Source organism: Staphylococcus sp. HMSC072E01 (assembly GCF_001814125.1).
Classification (GTDB): Bacteria; Bacillota; Bacilli; order Staphylococcales; family Staphylococcaceae; genus Staphylococcus; species Staphylococcus hominis.
The window spans coordinates 138,334-157,383 of the sequence record NZ_KV814962.1; the positions used below are offsets into that span (position 1 = coordinate 138,334).

Genomic DNA, 19,050 nt, shown 5'->3' on the forward strand with positions numbered 1-19,050 from the left:
GGGAATGTAAGTATGGAAGCAACTTTGTCACATTATTTTGGTTATGATACGTTTAGACCAGGTCAAAAAGAGATAATTTCTAAAATATTAAATCATCATAATGTATTAGGTGTCTTGCCTACAGGTGGTGGTAAATCAATATGTTATCAAGTGCCTGGTTTAATGTTAGGTGGTACAACGATAGTAATAAGTCCATTGATTTCTTTAATGAAAGACCAAGTGGATCAGTTAAAAGCAATGGGTATCGAAGCAGCCTATCTAAATAGTAGTTTAAATAAAAAACAACAATCTGAGATTGAAAATAAGTTAATCACTGAAGGCATTCAATTTTTATATGTGGCACCTGAACGTTTTGAAAGTAACTATTTTTTAAACTTGCTTAGTCAAATTGATATTAACTTAATTGCATTTGATGAGGCTCACTGTATTTCAAAATGGGGACATGATTTTAGACCTAGTTATCAAAGCGTCATAAACAAAGTGTTTACACTACCTCAAGATTTTACGATTGTAGCTCTTACAGCTACAGCTACGGCCGAAGTTCAACAGGATATTATGGAAAAATTAAATATCCGAAAAGAAGATGAAATTAAAACAAGTACCAAAAGACGTAATCTCATTTTTAAAGTAAATCCGACATATCAAAGACAAAAATTTGTTATTGAATATGCTAAAGCTCATAAAGATCAAGCAGGTATTATTTATTGTTCTACACGTAAACAAGTAGAAGAATTACAAGAATCTCTAGAATCTATAAATATTGCTTCTGCTATTTATCATGCAGGTTTAACAAATAAAGAAAGAGAAGAAGCTCAAAATGACTTTGTATACGATCGTATTAAAGTTGTTATCGCAACAAATGCATTTGGAATGGGTATTGATAAATCTAATGTTCGTTATGTTATTCATTACAATATGCCTGGAGACCTTGAATCATACTATCAAGAAGCAGGTCGTGCAGGACGAGATGGCTTAAAAAGTGAATGTATTTTATTATTTAGTGAAAGAGATAAAGGATTACATGAATATTTTATTACTGTTTCGCAAGCAGATGATGATTATAAAGATAAAATGGGCGAGAAACTAACTAAAATGATTCAGTATACTAAAACGAAAAAGTGCTTAGAAGCGACAATTGTACATTATTTTGAACCAAATGCGCGTCTAGAGGAATGCGGTCAATGTAGTAATTGTATTCAACAAAATAAAACTTATGACATGACCAATGAAGCAAAAATGATTATTAGTTGTATCGCACGCATGCGTCAACAAGAAAACTATCATGTTATTATTCAAGTGTTACGTGGAGAATTGAGTGATTATATTAAATACAATCATTATCATCAACTTACAACACATGGATTGATGAAAGACTATACTACTTCAGAGTTAAGTCATTTAATTGATGAGTTACGGTTTAAAGGCTTTTTAAATGAATATAATGAAATTCTAACGTGTGATGAAAGTGTGAAAGAATTATTGAATAATGATGTCACAGTGTATACGACGCCATTTAAACATAAAAGTAAGGAAAAAGTTTTCATTAATACAATAGAAGGCGTTGATCGTGCTTTATATAGTGAATTAGTAGAAGTTCGCCGTCAATTAAGTGAAAAGTTGAATATTGCGCCTGTGAGTATTTTTTCTGACTATACATTGGAAGAGTTTGCTAAACGTAAACCAGAATCTAAACAAGAAATGATTGCGATAGATGGTGTGGGAAGCTATAAGTTAAAACATTATTGTCCTAAATTTCTTGAAACAATCCAATCATATAAAACGAATATCTAACAAAAAATTAAATATGACTTAATAAAACAACTTAGAAGCTAGAAAAATGTTTTAAGTTGTTTTATTTTTTATTGTTAAAAAATAATTAGTATTTAAATCTATTAAGTATGAATTTATCAATAAAAATGATTTAATAGAAAATAAGCAATATAAATTTTATAGTGATGTGAAGGAAATGAAGGTGACAAGATGATAGAGTTTAAAAATGTAACAAAACGTTATGGAACGAATGTTGCAGTTGATGATGTGAGTTTTAAGATTAATGAAGGAGAATTTTTTATTTTAATCGGACCTTCAGGTTGTGGAAAAACAACTACTTTAAAAATGATTAATCGATTAATACCGTTAAGTGAAGGATACATTTATTTTAAAGATAAGCCAGTGAGTGATTATCCAGTTTATGAGATGCGTTGGGATATTGGATATGTACTACAACAAATCGCATTATTTCCACATATGACGATTAAAGAAAATATCGCACAAGTTCCTCAAATGAAAAAGTGGAAAGACAAAGATATTCATCAACGTGTAGATGAATTATTAGATATGGTTAGATTAGATCCAAATACATACCGAGATCGTAAACCAGATGAATTATCGGGAGGACAACGTCAACGTGTAGGCGTGGTAAGAGCATTAGCAGCTGATCCTCCAGTAATATTAATGGATGAACCTTTTAGTGCGTTAGACCCCATTAGTAGAGAAAAATTACAAGATGATTTATTAGAATTACAAACGAAAATTAAAAAGACAATTATTTTTGTAACACACGATATACAAGAAGCAATGAAATTAGGAGATCGTATTTGTTTATTAAATGATGGTCGTGTTGAACAAATTGACACACCTGAAGGATTCCAAGAGCATCCTAAAAATCAATTTGTTCGAGAGTTTATGGGCGATCACTTGCATAAAGATATCAATAATTCAAAAATCTCCGATCTAAATCTTACAAGAACACTTACTGAATATGACGAAAAACAAGGATACCCAATTATAAAAGATAGTATGAAACTTCAAGATATTTACGAGATACTTGCTAAACATGAAGCAGTCATTGTAGAAAATAATCATGCTTTAACACAGTCATTATTAAGAAGAGAAGATGTTTTTGACTATCTATCTAAAAATGATAAGGAGGGTTAAAGCATGAACGAATTTTTAACAACGCTCAATGATCGTAGAGGAGAATTACTAAGAACAATTTTTGAGCACATACAAATTTCTTTTATTGCTTTATTTATCGCAATTTTAATTGCAGTACCACTTGGTATTGCTTTAACTAAAACAAAGCGTTTATCTGAAGTTGTAATGAATATTGCAGCGGTATTACAAACTATTCCATCCCTTGCTTTACTTGGATTAATGATTCCAATTTTTGGTATAGGAAAAGTTCCAGCAATTATTGCATTAGTAGTATATGCGCTATTACCTATTTTAAGAAATACATATACAGGTATTAAAGAAGTAGAGCCTTCTCTAACAGAAGCAGCCAAAGGTATCGGTATGAAACCAATGCGACGTTTAACTAAAGTCGAGTTACCTATTGCAATGCCAGTCATTATGGCAGGTATACGTACAGCTATGGTGCTTATTATTGGTACTGCTACATTAGCTGCATTAATTGGAGCAGGTGGATTAGGGGATTTGATCTTATTAGGTATTGATCGTAACAATACAGCACTTATATTGATTGGCGCTATTCCAGCTGCATTATTAGCTATTTTATTTGATTTTATATTGCGTTATATGGCGAAATTATCTTATAAAAAACTTCTTATTACACTAGGTATTATTCTATTAATTATCTTACTTGTTATTGTTGTTCCACTCTTTGGTAAAAAAGGTGCAACGATTACTATGGCAGGAAAATTAGGTTCTGAACCTTCAATTATTACGAATATGTATAAAATATTAATTGAAGAGGAAACACATGATACAGTTAATGTTAAAAGTGGTATGGGTAAAACCTCATTCTTATTTAATGCGTTAAAATCAGACGATATAGATGGGTACTTAGAATTTACAGGTACAGTATTAGGAGAACTTACTAAAGAGGATCTAAAATCTAAAAAAGAAGCTGATGTATATCACCAAGCTAAAGCAAGTTTAGAGAAAAAATATGATATGACGATGCTTAAACCAATGAAATATAATAATACCTATGCTTTAGCTGTTAAAAGAGATTTTGCTAAAAAGTATAATTTGCAATCAATTGGTGATTTACGTAAAGTACAAGGTCAACTTAAACCAGGATTTACTATGGAATTTAAAGATAGAGATGATGGTTATAAAGCAGTAGCTAAAAAATATAACTTGAATCTTTCTAATATTAAACAAATGGAACCTAAACTACGTTATACGGCAGTAGAGAAAGGTGACATTAATCTTATTGATGCGTATTCTACAGATGCTGAATTAAAACAATATGATATGGTAGTACTTAAAGATGATAAACATGTTTTCCCACCTTATCAAGGTGCTCCAATGTTTAAAGAAAAGTTTCTAAAAGAACATCCGGAAATTAAAAAAGCTTTAAATCAATTATCAAATAAAATTACGGATGAACAAATGCAAGAAATGAATTATAAAGTGACAGTGAAAAATGAAGATCCATATAAAGTTGCTAAACAATATTTAGAAAAAGAAGGATTGGCACATTAAATTTGTAAAAAGCTCATAGATACATTTTATCTATGAGCTTTTTAACACATAAAGTATAAATCGATAATTTATGGTACTATTTTAATTAATAAGTGAAAAAGGAAAGTAACTTAATTTATATAGGAGTGATCATAAATGAAAAAACAACTACAACAATTATCGGCATATCAACCTGGGTTATCACCGCAAGCACTTAAAGAAAAATTTGGTATAGAAGGTGAGTTATATAAACTAGCATCGAATGAAAATTTATATGGACCATCACCTCGTGTAAAAGAAGCAATTGAAGCGCACTTAGATGAGTTATTCTACTATCCGGAAACAGGCTCTCCATCATTACGAAAAGCAATTAGTAAGCATTTAAATGTTGATGAATCTCGAATTTTATTTGGCGCAGGTTTAGATGAAGTAATACTTATGATTTCTAGAGCAGTTTTAACACCAGGAGATAAAATTGTGACAAGTGAAGCTACTTTTGGACAATATTATCATAATGCGATTGTTGAATCAGCTGAAGTTGTAAAAGTACCGTTAAAAAATGGCGGATTTGATTTGGAAGGCATTTTAAAAGAGGTTAATTCTGATACCTCATTAGTATGGTTATGTAATCCTAATAATCCTACAGGTACATATTTTAGTCATGATGAATTAGAGTCATTTTTGGAACGTGTTCCAAGTCATGTGCCAGTCTTAATTGATGAAGCGTATTTCGAATTCGTCACTGCTGAAGATTATCCTGATACATTAAAACTACAAGAACGCTTTGATAATGCATTTTTATTAAGAACATTTTCTAAAGCATATGGATTAGCAGGTTTACGTGTAGGATATGTTGTGGCAACAAATGAAGCTATTGAAAAATGGAATATCATTCGTCCACCATTTAATGTGACACGAATTTCAGAATATGCAGCGATTGCAGCATTAGAGGATCAAGATTATTTAAAAGAGATTACTAGAAAAAATGCAAAAGAACGTGAAAAGTTTTATGACATTGAACAAAGTAAACACTTTTTACCTAGTCAAACGAACTTTGTATTTGTAGTAACAGATAAGCCACAAGCATTGTATAATGAATTACTAAACGTTGGCTGTATCACTAGACCATTTCCTAATGGAGTACGTATTACAATTGGATTTGAAGAACAAAATAATAAAATGATTGAAGTATTAAAACAATTTAATTATTAAACTAATGAAAAACCTTTAATTACGATTCATGACGAATTAAAGGTTTTTTGCTATACTTTGAAAATGTGCAAAAGATAACTAAGGAAGTGATAGCATGGCACGTAAATCTATAGCAATAGATATGGATGAAGTATTAGCAGATACTTTAGGTGCAATTATTGAAGCAGTTAATATTGAAACTAAATTAGGAATTACAATGGAATCATTAAATGGTCACAAATTAAACCATGTGATTCCTGAACATGATGGGTTAGTAAGAGATATTTTAAGAGCGCCAGAGTTTTTTAGACATCTTAAAGTGATACCACATGCTCAAGAGGTAGTAAAAAAACTTAATGAGCATTATGATGTATATATCGCTACAGCGGCAATGGACGTACCCACTTCATTTCATGATAAATATGAATGGTTATTAGAATATTTTCCATTTTTAGATCCACAGCATTTTATTTTTTGTGGAAGAAAAAATATTGTTAAAACAGATTATTTAATAGATGATAATCCTCGTCAGCTTCAAATTTTCGAAGGAGAACCTATTATCTTTACGGCTGCACATAATATAAATGAAACCCGTTTTAAACGAGTGAATGGCTGGAAAGATGTAGAAACAATGTTTTTAAATAACAATTAAAGTAAAAAGGTATGTATGAAGCTTGAAGCAATCATACATACCTTTTGATTATGATATAGTTGTTATTTCTCATCATTCGACAAAGTAAGGATATTGATTGCTCTAGGTAACACATCAATAGTGATAGGTGTTTCTAAATTAATTTCTCCATCAATATCTACTTTCATAGTTGGTTCAGTGCGTAATGTTATGTGAGAACCTGGAATATGATTAATTCCTTCGGTAATTTCATTCCAATTCATGCTATCTCTTTTTTTGAAAATATCGTTTAAAATACTAAAACTTTGTTGTTCAAATATAAAACTATTTAATTTTCCATCTTGTGGAGAAAGATCTGTAAGTGGAATGCGACTGCCACCAATATTAGGTCCATTTGCTATAACTAGCATAGACGTATTTCCTTTATATTCTTTGTCGTCTACTGTCAATGTATAGTCAAAATGGTCGGGATTCATGAGTGTTTTTACAGTAGAACCAACATAGCTTAATTTTCCAAAGATATCTTTGCGTCCTTCTTGAACATTTTCAGCATTTTGCACAATAAGTCCTAGCCCGACAAAGTTAAGTACATAATTATCATTTACTTTCATAACATCATATGACTCAACATGTGAAGACAACAATTGTTCACTAGCTTTTTTGAAGTCAGGATTTAAGTTTAATGTTTTAGTAAAATCGTTAAATGTTCCACCTGGAATGATACCTATAGGAAGGTTTAGATCATATTTCATCACACCATTAATCAATTCGTTAACTGTACCGTCTCCTCCCAATATAAAAACGATATCGATATCATTACTATAAGTATGGTCTTTTATTTCTTTACAATATCTTTCAATGTCACCTTCATTTTCACTTAATTGTATTGAAAGATGCTTACATAACTGAGTTAGTGATTTAGCGACTTCTCCCAATCCATCATATATATCTTTAAGTCCGCTATGTTCATGGTAAAATAACACCCCATGATTATACTGTTGCTCCATAGTTCAACCTACTTTCATTTAAAATTATATTATAAATAATTACCCTGAATTTTATAATTTTAAATATATAAGTAAAAAATACTTCTAGATGTTATAACTAGAAGTATTTTTTTACTATTTTGTATTTAATTAGTGAATACCTTTCATAGCTTTCGTAATCTTAGGTGAGAAAACTAAAATGATAAGAGTAATAACAATAGCAACTGTGCCTAAGAAAATAAAATAATTAGTCTGACCAAGTGGTTTAATTAATTTTACTAATGTACCGTTAATTGCTTGCGCTGAAGCATTTGTTAATAGCCATACACTCATCATTTGAGCATTAAATGCTTTAGGTGCAAGTTTAACAGCAGCACTATTACCTGTAGGTGATAAACAAAGTTCCCCAATAACACAGATTACATATGATAAAATAACCCAGTTAACTGAGAATTGTGTAGGTCCATAACCTAAACCAACTAATCCAATTAGAATGTATGATAAACCTGCTAGTAATGTACCAATACTAAATTTAATAGCTAAAGAAGGTTGCTTTTTACCCATTTTTAACCAAATCATAGAAATAACTGGTGCAAATAATAAAATAAATAATGGATTGATAGATTGGAACAAAGCTTCCCCAAATCGAGTTGTCCAACCAAATAAGTTGAGTTGCATGTCAGAACGTTCCAAACCATAAATATTTAAAACGTTAGAACCTTGTTCTTGAATTGACCAGAATAACATACCTAAAATAAATAAAGGTATAAATGCTTTTACTCGAGAACGTTCTACATCGGTAACGTCTTTACTACGAAGCATAGTTGTAAAGTAAATGATTGGTAAAGCTACTCCTAGAACTAATACAGTATTACTAATTAAATCGAAGGAAAGTGTATGAGTATAATATGTAACCAATAATACGACAATCACAATTGCTACTATGATACCGATAATCATTCCATATTTACGCTTTTCTTCTTTAGATAGTGGATTAGTAGGTTTCATTCCAACACTACCTAAATTTTTTCTATTAAATAATAAATACCAAACAAGACCTAATGCCATACCAATAGCTGCAAGAAGGAAGCCACCATGGAAATTACGTATATCTACAAAATGTTGCAGTATGATAGGTGAAATTAATGCACCTAAGTTAACAGACATATAGAAAATAACGAAACCTGCATCAATACGTGTATCATTTTCAGGATATAAACGACCTACAATATTTGAAATATTAGGTTTCATTAAACCTGATCCGATAATAATAAAGAACATTGATGAGAATAAACCAAATAAGGCGAATGGTAAACTTAAACAGATATGTCCAATAATAATAAGTACAGCACCTAATAAAGTAGCACCACGTGTGCCTGTAATTCTATCAGCAATCCATGCGCCAGGAATAGAAGACATGTAAATCAGTGCTCCATATACTGACATAATTGACATTGCTGTAGTTTTATCAATACCTAATCCATTTTGGTGTATTGCGAAATACATATAAAATATGAGCATCGCACGCATACCATAGTAACTGAATCTTTCCCAAAACTCTACGAAAAAGAGCACACCTAGTCCCCTAGGATGACCGAAAAATCCTTTCTGTGGTATTGATTGAATTGTTTGTTCATGGGAGTTATTTGTTGCCATTAACATCCCACTCCTTTCTTTCCTAATATGACTGATTACTATGTAAATAAGATTGTATAATTAAGTTTCACAAGAATGTCTTAAAAAATATAAATTTTTAGAATTTTCAGTCAAATAAAATATAATAACTTATAAAAATAAAAGTTTTTATTGCTCATGAACCTATATCTTTATAAATTTCAACGATAATATTAAAATACGCTTTAATTTAATAAATCGCAATAGTTTATTAAAAAAATCTAGAATAAAAATGACTCCTTTTATATTACATTAGTAAAAATAAAAGGAGTTAAAAACATTTTATCGATTGTCTATTTTTTCAGGATACATATCGTGATTCATTAAACGATGTTCGGCCATCTTTTCATATTTAGAGTTTGGACGACCATAATTCGTATATGGATCTATTGAAATGCCTCCACGTGGCGTGAACTTACCCCATACTTCTATATAATGAGGATCCATTAAGTCAATTAAGTCATTCATGATAATATTCATACAATCTTCGTGAAAATCACCATGATTTCTAAAACTAAATAAATATAATTTTAGTGATTTTGATTCTACCATTTTTATATTTGGTATATATGAAATATAAATTGTAGCAAAATCGGGTTGTCCAGTGATAGGGCAAAGAGAAGTGAATTCTGGACAATTAAACTTTACAAAATAATCTCTTCCTTGATGTTTATTATCAAAAGTTTCGAGTACTTGGGGTGTATAGTCAAATTCATATTTATTATTTTGATTGCCTAATAATGTAATATCTTGTAATTCTTCTTTATTGCGACCTTGTGTCATAATTTGCCTCCTAATTGTTAGATGTATTAGATTGTCTACGTGCTTTTTCAAACATAAAGTAACTAGCGCCAATAATGATGATATAACCTATAAATGCATAGAAATCTGGTGTTTCTCCGAATAATATAAAGCCAAATAATGCAGTAAATAATATAGAAGCATACGTAAAAATAGAAATGTCTTTTGCTGGAGCAAAACTATATGCTAATGTAATACCAATTTGTCCTACTGCCGCTGATAATCCAGCTCCTAATAAATATATAATTTGTAACTTTGTCATCGGTTCATATGTTGCAATAGAAAATGGAATAAGAACGATGACTGAAAATAATGAAAAATAAAATACAATAGTATAAGGTGCTTCACGTTTACTTAATGCTCGTACACAAGTATATGCAGATGCAGCGAAGATACCTGAGAATAAACCGGCTAAAGAAGAGAACATAGTTGAAGAAAATTCTGGTTTAACAATGAATAACATACCAAAAATAGCAATTAACATAGCTATAATTTGATACCTTTTAATATTCTCTTTTAAAAATATTAAACTTAATAAAATAGTCCAAAAAGGGTTAAGCTTCATTAAAGTATCAGCATCACTTAACACCATGTGATCAATAGCGTAAATATTTAGTAATACCCCTATAAGACCTAACGTCGATCTAGTCATTAAAAGGGGTTGACTACTCATTTTACCCAATATAGGTTGCCTATATTTTATTATGAAAAATAATGGAATAAACATGGCTACCAAATTTCTTGCTAAAGATTTTTGAAATACAGGTAAGTCTCCGGCTAGTCTAAAAAAAACAGACATAAAACTAAAACCAATAGCAGAAATTAAAATAGCAATGATACCTTTTACCTTAGGATTCAAAGTATATCTCCTCATTTATAAAAATTTAACGTCTATATATTAGCATAATTTATTTGTGGATGCATAAGTACTTGCAAAGATAAAAAAGAAAAACTATAATGATAACGAACATATGTTCTTAATATGGTTAAATATACTCTAAATTTTTAATTCGTAAAATAGAAATTTATTCGGCTTTTAATATAAAAAATGAGTTATTTTTTTAATAAATGGCTAACAATATATTATGATTTACATTCTTATGTATTGGAAATCCCGAATAAATAAGGTTTAGTAATGGTAGGCAAAAAATCAAGTGAAATACCTTAAAAAAACTAAAATAAAATTTTCTTAGTTTTTAATATAGCTATGATGCACCTTTAACCGATTTCACGAACATTTGACATCAAATATTAACTTTTAATTAGGGTACCATTTATGTATAATGAAACACAGAATATAGTGTTGGGTTTTGAATTGAGACACAATATGTTGTGTTTGAGGAAAATAGAAAGATTGTATGAATAATTCATTTTAGTAGCAATTTCACACTTATTTGGGTTGGTTTTTTCGGAATCTACACTATTTACATGAACGATTTATAAATAATGATTTTTAAAGATTAATAATTAGAAACACAATATGTAGTATTAACTTGATTAAGTTAACGAAATGATATTCGTTCTAAAAGTAAGTTTTCTTATAAGACTAAGAGAACTTCTTTTTAATTAATAAGATTGTCGAAAGAGGGCGTTCCTATGAAAGTAGTTTATTTCTCTTTTTCAGGAAATGTACGAAGATTTATAAAACGTAGTGAAATTAAAAATGTATTAGAAATCAATAAAGACAATTGTAAGGATAGTATAGAAGAACCTTATATTTTAGTTACAGGTACAATTGGTTTTGGTGAAGTTCCTAAGGAAGTACAGTCTTTTCTAGAAGTTAATCATGCCTATATACGTGCTGTTGCTGCTAGTGGTAATCGTAACTGGGGACAAAACTTTGCGAAAGCAGGTCGAACAATTTCTGAAACATACCATGTGCCTTTATTAATGAAATTTGAGGTTCAAGGTACAAATAAAGATGTTATCGAATTTAGAGATAAGGTGGGGCATTTCAATGAAGATTATGGACGAGAAAAAGTACAATCATATTGAATTAAACAATGAAGTAACTAAACGTAAAGACAATGGCTTTTTTAATCTTGAGAAAGATCAAGAAGCTTTAAACGTTTACTTAGAAGAAATTAGCGATAAAACAATTTATTTTGATAGCGAAATTGAACGTTTACATTACTTAGTAGATAATCATTTTTATTTTAATGTATTTAAGAAGTATAGCGAAGAAGATTTAATAGAAATTATCGAATTCGCAAAATCTATTAATTTTGAATTTGCTAGTTATATGTCTGCAAGCAAATTTTATAAAGATTATGCTTTAAAAACAAATGATAAATCTAAGTACTTAGAAGACTATAATCAACATGTTGCCATAGTTGCTCTATATTTAGCAGATGGTAATAAAGAACAAGCTAAACAATTTATTTTAGCGATGATTGAACAACGTTATCAACCTGCTACACCTACATTTTTAAATGCAGGACGCGCACGTCGTGGAGAGCTTGTTTCATGTTTTTTACTAGAAGTTGATGATAGTCTAAACTCAATTAATTTCATAGATTCTACTGCTAAACAATTAAGTAAAATTGGTGGTGGCGTGGCTATCAATTTATCTAAATTACGTGCACGTGGTGAAGCAATTAAAGGTATTAAAGGCGTAGCTAAAGGTGTATTACCTGTAGCAAAAGCATTAGAGGGTGGATTTAGTTATGCTGATCAATTAGGTCAACGTCCTGGAGCTGGAGCAGTATATTTAAACATTTTCCATTATGATGTTGAAGAATTCTTAGATACTAAAAAAGTAAATGCCGATGAAGACTTACGTCTATCAACAATTTCCACTGGTCTTATTGTTCCATCTAAATTCTTTGATTTAGCTAAAGAAGGTAAAGACTTTTATATGTTTGCACCTCATACTGTAAAACAAGAATATGGAGTGACATTAGACGATATTGATATTGAAAAATATTATGATGAACTTGTAGCTAATCCTAATGTTCTTAAAAAGAAAAAAGATGCACGAGAAATGTTGAATATGATTGCTCAAACACAACTGCAATCAGGCTATCCATATTTAATGTTTAAAGATAATGCGAATAAAGTACATGCGAATTCAAATATTGGTCAAATTAAAATGAGTAATTTATGTACTGAAATTTTCCAATTACAGGAAACATCAATTATTAATGACTATGGAATTGAAGATGAAATTAAACGTGATATTTCATGTAATTTAGGTTCATTGAACATAGTGAATGTAATGGAAACGGGTAAATTCAGAGATTCAGTACATACTGGAATGGATGCATTAACAGTAGTAAGTGACGAAGCAAATATTCAAAATGCACCAGGTGTGAAAAAAGCAAATAATGAGTTACATTCTGTAGGTTTAGGTGTAATGAACTTACATGGCTATTTAGCGAAAAATAAAATTGGCTATGAATCTGAAGAAGCCAAAGATTTTGCTAATATTTTCTTTATGATGATGAACTATTATTCAATTGAACGTTCTATGGAAATTGCTAAAGAACGTGGAGAAGCATATCAAGATTTTGATAAATCAGATTATGCAAGTGGCAAATATTTTGATTTTTATACATCACAAGAGTTCGTGCCACAATTTGAAAAAGTAAAAGAATTATTTGCTAATATGCAAATTCCTACATCAGAAGACTGGAAATCATTACAACAACAAGTACAAGAATATGGTTTATATCATGCTTATCGATTAGCTATTGCACCAACTCAAAGTATTTCATATGTTCAGAATGCAACTAGTTCGGTCATGCCAATCGTAGATCAAATTGAGCGACGTACGTATGGAAATGCTGAAACATTTTATCCAATGCCTTTCTTATCACCTGAAACAATGTGGTACTATAAATCAGCATTTAATACTGATCAAATGAAACTTATAGATTTAATTTCAACAATTCAAACACATGTAGACCAAGGGATTTCAACAATTTTATATGTTAATTCTGAAATTTCAACACGTGAATTGTCACGATTATACGTATACGCACATCACAAAGGACTGAAATCTTTATACTATACACGTAATAAATTATTAAGTGTTGAAGAATGTACAAGTTGTGCAATTTAATTAATAGTGAAATAAATATTTAGAGGAAAGATTAAATTATTCTCATAGAGAAGCTTTTTAATCTTATCCTCTTAAATAATGTAATGGTTAATAAATAGAGGAGGATTTTATTAATGAAGGCCGTCAATTGGAATACTCAAGAAGATATGACAAATATGTTTTGGCGTCAAAACATTTCACAAATGTGGGTAGAAACAGAATTTAAAGTTTCAAAGGATATAGCAAGTTGGAAGACACTAACAGAGGATGAAAAAAATACGTTTAAACGTGCTTTAGCAGGTTTAACTGGATTAGATACACATCAAGCGGATGATGGTATGCCATTAATTATGCTACATACAACGGATTTACGTAAAAAAGCAGTTTATTCATTTATGCAAATGATGGAACAAATTCATGCTAAAAGTTATTCACATATTTTTACAACGTTACTTCCATCTAGTGAAACAAATTATCTATTAGATACTTGGGTAATTGAAGAGCCTCATTTAAAATATAAATCTGATAAAATTATCTCTAATTATCATAAACTTTGGGGAAAAGAAGCCTCTATTTTTGATCAATATATGGCAAGAGTTTCAAGTGTTTTCTTAGAAACATTCTTGTTCTATTCTGGTTTCTATTATCCACTTTATCTTGCGGGTCAAGGAAAAATGACAACTTCTGGTGAAATTATTAGAAAAATTTTACTTGATGAATCAATTCATGGAGTATTTACTGGTTTAGATGCTCAAAGTTTACGTAACGAGCTATCAGAAAATGAAAAACAAAAAGCTGATAAAGAAATGTATAAGTTGTTAGAAGAACTATATAAAAATGAGGTATCATATACACATATGTTATATGATGATATCGGTTTAACTGAAGATGTTTTAAATTATGTACAATATAATGGGAATAAAGCTTTATCAAACTTAGGATTTGAACCTTATTTTGAAGAAAAAGAGTTTAATCCTATTATTGAAAATGCATTAGATACATCAACAAAAAATCATGACTTTTTCTCAGTAAAAGGAGACGGCTATACATTAGCACTTAACGTGGAAGCTTTACAAGACGAAGATTTTATTTTTGAAGATTAGAATAATAACTAATTTTAGAAAAACTAATTGTAGAATCATCACTGCAATTAGTTTTTTTAATTTCTCTATAAAAAATAAAAGAATATTAGTATTACTATTGAAAAATTTATTATGACAATTTAATATATAGTTAAATGATAATCATTTTCAATGGAAATGGTATATATACTAAGGAGCATTACGAATGAGGTTTCTATTCAAAGGTTATACATTATTAATCATTTTAGTGATATTAAGTATACTTTCTTTATTTATTGGCGTAAGTCAATTATCAATAACTGATCTTTTTCATTTGTCAGATAATCAGAAAAATATTTTATTTTCTAGTCGTATTCCTAGAACTATAAGTATTCTTTTATCTGGAAGTTCTCTTGCTTTAGCAGGACTAGTTATGCAACAGATGATGCAAAATAAATTTGTAAGTCCTACTACAGCTGGAACAATGGAATGGGCAAAATTAGGAATATTACTTTCACTCATATTTTTCCCAAAAGGTCATATATTGATTAAATTGACTTTTGCAGTTGCATTAAGCCTAGGAGGAACATTTTTATTCGTTAAACTAATCAATTTTATAAAAGTGAAAGAAGTTATTTTTGTCCCGCTCTTAGGTATTATGATTGGTGGCATTGTTTCAAGTTTTACCACTTTTATAGCATTAAGAACGAATGCACTACAAAGTATTAATAATTGGTTGAATGGGAATTTTGCTGTTATTACAAGCGGCCGTTATGAAATTTTATATTTAGCTATTCCTTTATTAATTATCGCTTATATATTTGCTAATCACTTTACGATTGCTGGAATGGGCAAAGATTTTAGTCATAATTTAGGTGTTAAATATGAACAAATTATAAATATTGCGCTTTTAATCACTGCAACATTGACAGCATTAGTTGTCGTGACAGTCGGAACATTACCGTTTTTAGGTTTAATTGTTCCTAATATTATTTCAATGTATAGAGGCGACCACTTGAAAAATGCATTACCTCATACATTAATGCTAGGTTCTATATTTGTATTGTTTTCCGATATTATTGGTAGATTAATTGTTTACCCTTATGAAATAAATATTGGTTTAACAATAGGAGTATTTGGAACGATTGTTTTCTTAGTTTTATTGATGAAAGGTAGAAATAATTATGCAAATTAGTGCTAATAAAAAAATATTAATTCTCTTTCTTTTTACGATTTGCATGGCTGCTTTCTACTTACTAGTAGGTTTGGATTTTGAAATTTTTCAATATCAGTTTGAAAGTCGAATAAGAAAATTAGTTTTAATTTTACTTGTTGGTGGATCTATTAGTACGGCAGTTGTTATTTTCCAATCTATCACTGCAAATAGATTACTTACTCCTTCAATTATGGGGTTAGACTCAGTCTATTTATTTATTAAAGTCTTGCCTGTGTTCTTATTAGGTACACAAGCCAGTGTAGTGACAAATACTTATTTGAATTTTCTTCTAACTCTCGTAGTGATGGTTCTTTTTTCTTTAGTATTATTTCAAGGCATGTTTAAATTAGGACATTTTTCGGTTTATTTTATTTTACTTGTTGGGGTAGTATTAGGAACATTTTTCCGTAGTATCACTGGATTTATTCAACTTATTATGAATCCAGATGACTTTTTAACCGTTCAAAGTGCGATGTTTGCAAGTTTTGACGCTTCTAATTCTAAACTTGTTCTTATTTCAAGTATACTTTTAATTATTTTAATTGTAATTGCTTTTATATTAAGACCTTATTTAGATGTGTTATTACTAGGGAAAGATCAGTCTATTAACTTAGGTGTATCATATGAAAAAATGACAAAACTTTTATTAATTTTAGTGGCTTTATTAGTATCAATATCTACTGCTTTAGTAGGTCCTGTTACATTTTTAGGATTATTAACAGTCAATTTAGCGCATGAATTCATGAAAACATATGAACATAAATATATTTTACCCGCAACGATTCTTATAAGTTGGATTAGTTTATTTATAGCTCAGTGGATTATAGAAAATATGTTTAAAGCTACCACTGAATTTAGTCTTATTATAGATTTAGTTGGAGGTATTTACTTCATATACTTACTTATTAAAAGGAGGAATGAAGATTGATTCAGATTAGAAATTTAGATAAAAAAATTCAGAGTAAATCTATTTTGAAAGATATAAATGTTGATATACAAAAGGGTAAGTTAACCTCTTTGATAGGTCCAAATGGAGCAGGAAAAAGTACACTTCTATCAGCAGTAAGTCGATTATTTGAATATCAGAACGGTACAATTAATATTGAAAATAAATTAATTGATGATTATAAAAGTGATGAATTAGCAAAAAAGTTAAGTATTTTAAAACAAACAAATCATACTGATATGAATATCACTGTAGAACAGCTTGTAAATTTTGGGCGTTTTCCTTATTCAAAAGGTCGAATGAAAAAAGAAGATCATGAGAAAGTGGCATATGCCATTGATTTACTACATCTAAGGGAAATCAAAGATAGAAATATAAAAACACTATCTGGAGGACAAAGACAACGTGCGTATATTGCTATGACAATTGCTCAAGATACAGAATACATTTTGTTAGATGAACCGTTAAATAATTTAGATATGAAACATTCAGTTCAAATTATGCAGATACTTCGAACATTGTGTCGCGATTTAAATAAAACGATTGTTATTGTACTCCACGATATTAATTTTGCATCTTGTTATTCAGATTACATTGTTGCACTAAAGAAAGGTGAAATTGTTAAATCTGGCCCAAAAGATAGTGTAATTGAAACAAATGTGTTAAGAGATTTATATGAAATGAATGTTCATGTAGAAGAAATTAGAGGCCAACGTATTTGTTTATATTATGATGAGGTTATCTTTTAAAATGAGATAAATATTTTTATATTTAAAGGGGTGATGCTTAGAAAATATAAAAGGAAATAGTTGAAAAATTGAGTGCCAAAGTTAACTTATAAAAGGAGAAATACATATGAAGAAAACAGTCTTATTTTTAGTCTTAACTTTAGCTTTAGTATTATCAGCGTGTAGTAATAATTCTGGTAATAAATCAAATAATGAAAATGATTCAAAAGATACAGTTTCAATTAAAAATAGCTTTTCAGCAAGTGGAAATGATGAAAGTAGTAATGAGGGTAAAAAAATTAGTAACACTGTGAAAGTGCCTAAAAATCCTAAGAACGCGGTTGTTCTAGATTATGGAGCACTAGATGTTTTAAAAGAAATGGGTGTAGCTGATAAAGTGAAAGGCTTACCAAAAGGCGAAAATAATGAATCTTTACCAAGTTTTCTAAGTGAATTTAAAAAGGATAAATATATTAATACTGGTAATTTAAAAGAAATAAATTTCGATAAAATAGCTGAAGCTAAACCGGATGTTATTTATATTTCAAGTAGAGCAGCCACTCAGAAAAATCTAGATGAGTTTAAAAAGGCAGCGCCTAAAGCTAAAGTTGTCTATGTAGGTGCAAGTGAAGATTATTATATTAAAGATATGAAAAAGAATACAGAAAATCTAGGTAAAATTTATAACAAAGAAGATAAAGCAAAAGATATGAATACAAAATTAGATCAAAAAATTTCAGATATGAAAAAACAAACTAAGAATTTCGATAAATCTGTAATGTATCTTTTAGTTAATGAAGGAGAACTTTCTACATTCGGACCAGGCGGAAGATTTGGTGATTTAGTATTTAATACACTAGGCTTTAAACCAGCGGATAAACACGTTAAAATAAGTCCACATGGTCAAAATATTAATAATGAGTATATCAGTAATCATAATCCAGATATCATTTTAGCAATGGATCGTGGATCAGTTGTGGGTGGAAAATCGACAGCTAAACAAGTGTTAAAAAATGATGTTATTAAAGATGTAACAGCAGTTAAAAATAACAATGTTTATGAATTAGACCCTAAACTATGGTACTTTGCTTCAGGTTCAACAACAACAACAGTAAAACAAATTGATGAGTTAGAAAAAGTAATTGATAAAACTAAAAAATAAATCTAGGATACTAAGTTTAGAATAAATAAAAGAGTGGGACATACATCCTAGAAAAATAGCCAGTAAATGAGTTTATTATAAATTCATTTACTGGCTTCTTTATTTACAATACTTTGTATGGTTGGCTCGATTTGTTAGGGGACAACTTTAGTCTGTAGTCTTTAGTTTGTCCTGTTCC

At 29.6% G+C, this 19,050-nt stretch carries 16 protein-coding genes; 12 read left to right on the forward strand and 4 right to left on the reverse strand.

The window, feature by feature from the left end:
- The first annotated feature begins 12 nt into the window (after nt 1-12).
- From recQ to HMPREF2953_RS02565, 5 genes are all read left to right on the forward strand, one after another.
- On the forward strand, nt 13-1,791 hold the full coding sequence (gene recQ, locus HMPREF2953_RS02545; RefSeq protein ID WP_049335045.1) for a DNA helicase RecQ: 1,779 nt from the start codon (nt 13-15) through the stop codon (nt 1,789-1,791).
- A gap of 189 nt (nt 1,792-1,980) precedes the next feature.
- Entirely contained in the window at nt 1,981-2,937 is a 957-nt protein-coding gene (locus tag HMPREF2953_RS02550) for an ABC transporter ATP-binding protein (protein WP_054105317.1), read from the forward strand.
- Nucleotides 2,938-2,940: 3 nt separating this feature from the next.
- Nucleotides 2,941-4,455, forward strand: coding sequence for an ABC transporter permease/substrate-binding protein (locus HMPREF2953_RS02555; RefSeq protein WP_049335047.1), 1,515 nt, complete (start codon nt 2,941-2,943; stop codon nt 4,453-4,455).
- Between the two features lie 135 nt (nt 4,456-4,590).
- Nucleotides 4,591-5,646, forward strand: a complete 1,056-nt coding sequence (gene hisC, locus HMPREF2953_RS02560) for a histidinol-phosphate transaminase (protein ID WP_049335048.1) — start codon at nt 4,591-4,593, stop codon at nt 5,644-5,646.
- Nucleotides 5,647-5,740: 94 nt separating this feature from the next.
- Nucleotides 5,741-6,277, forward strand: a complete 537-nt coding sequence (locus tag HMPREF2953_RS02565) for a 5' nucleotidase, NT5C type (protein WP_070671643.1) — start codon at nt 5,741-5,743, stop codon at nt 6,275-6,277.
- 62 nt (nt 6,278-6,339) lie between these two features.
- On the opposite strand, the gene HMPREF2953_RS02570 is transcribed toward HMPREF2953_RS02565, so the two are convergent.
- The 4 genes from HMPREF2953_RS02570 to HMPREF2953_RS02585 all read right to left on the reverse strand — a co-directional run bounded on the left by HMPREF2953_RS02570 (nt 6,340) and on the right by HMPREF2953_RS02585 (nt 10,576).
- Nucleotides 6,340-7,263, reverse strand: a complete 924-nt coding sequence (locus HMPREF2953_RS02570; RefSeq protein WP_070671646.1) for a diacylglycerol/lipid kinase family protein — start codon at nt 7,261-7,263, stop codon at nt 6,340-6,342.
- A gap of 129 nt (nt 7,264-7,392) precedes the next feature.
- Nucleotides 7,393-8,898: an S-Cys-Gly-3M3SH uptake peptide MFS transporter gene (locus HMPREF2953_RS02575; protein ID WP_070671648.1), complete on the reverse strand. Its 1,506-nt coding sequence runs from the start codon at nt 8,896-8,898 to the stop codon at nt 7,393-7,395.
- Between the two features lie 300 nt (nt 8,899-9,198).
- On the reverse strand, nt 9,199-9,699 hold the full coding sequence (gene queF / locus HMPREF2953_RS02580; RefSeq protein ID WP_002449091.1) for a preQ(1) synthase: 501 nt from the start codon (nt 9,697-9,699) through the stop codon (nt 9,199-9,201).
- A 10-nt stretch (nt 9,700-9,709) separates the two neighbouring features.
- Nucleotides 9,710-10,576, reverse strand: a complete 867-nt coding sequence (locus tag HMPREF2953_RS02585; RefSeq protein ID WP_002449096.1) for a DMT family transporter — start codon at nt 10,574-10,576, stop codon at nt 9,710-9,712.
- Between the two features lie 737 nt (nt 10,577-11,313).
- On the opposite strand from HMPREF2953_RS02585, the gene nrdI reads away from it, so the two are divergent.
- The 7 genes from nrdI to HMPREF2953_RS02620 all read left to right on the forward strand — a co-directional run bounded on the left by nrdI (nt 11,314) and on the right by HMPREF2953_RS02620 (nt 18,872).
- Complete coding sequence (nrdI, locus tag HMPREF2953_RS02590) at nt 11,314-11,712, forward strand: class Ib ribonucleoside-diphosphate reductase assembly flavoprotein NrdI (RefSeq protein WP_002449085.1); 399 nt, start codon at nt 11,314-11,316, stop codon at nt 11,710-11,712.
- Nucleotides 11,675-13,780: a class 1b ribonucleoside-diphosphate reductase subunit alpha gene (nrdE, locus tag HMPREF2953_RS02595; RefSeq protein WP_002488027.1), complete on the forward strand. Its 2,106-nt coding sequence runs from the start codon at nt 11,675-11,677 to the stop codon at nt 13,778-13,780. Before nrdI ends, nrdE begins: the two co-directional genes overlap by 38 nt.
- A 113-nt stretch (nt 13,781-13,893) precedes the next feature.
- The gene (nrdF, locus tag HMPREF2953_RS02600; protein ID WP_002455627.1) at nt 13,894-14,862 is read left to right on the forward strand and encodes a class 1b ribonucleoside-diphosphate reductase subunit beta; all 969 of its coding nucleotides are present in this window, start codon (nt 13,894-13,896) and stop codon (nt 14,860-14,862) included.
- A 184-nt stretch (nt 14,863-15,046) separates the two neighbouring features.
- Nucleotides 15,047-16,015: an ABC transporter permease gene (locus HMPREF2953_RS02605; RefSeq protein ID WP_070671650.1), complete on the forward strand. Its 969-nt coding sequence runs from the start codon at nt 15,047-15,049 to the stop codon at nt 16,013-16,015.
- A complete protein-coding gene (locus tag HMPREF2953_RS02610) occupies nt 16,005-16,964 on the forward strand; it encodes an iron chelate uptake ABC transporter family permease subunit (RefSeq protein ID WP_002449066.1) in 960 nt (319 codons plus the stop codon). The genes HMPREF2953_RS02605 and HMPREF2953_RS02610 overlap by 11 nt, the downstream gene beginning before the upstream one ends.
- Complete coding sequence (locus HMPREF2953_RS02615) at nt 16,961-17,731, forward strand: iron ABC transporter ATP-binding protein (protein ID WP_049335054.1); 771 nt, start codon at nt 16,961-16,963, stop codon at nt 17,729-17,731. The genes HMPREF2953_RS02610 and HMPREF2953_RS02615 overlap by 4 nt, the downstream gene beginning before the upstream one ends.
- A 106-nt stretch (nt 17,732-17,837) precedes the next feature.
- Nucleotides 17,838-18,872, forward strand: a complete 1,035-nt coding sequence (locus HMPREF2953_RS02620; RefSeq protein WP_070671651.1) for a ferrated catecholamine ABC transporter substrate-binding lipoprotein SstD — start codon at nt 17,838-17,840, stop codon at nt 18,870-18,872.
- Nucleotides 18,873-19,050: the final 178 nt, after the last annotated feature.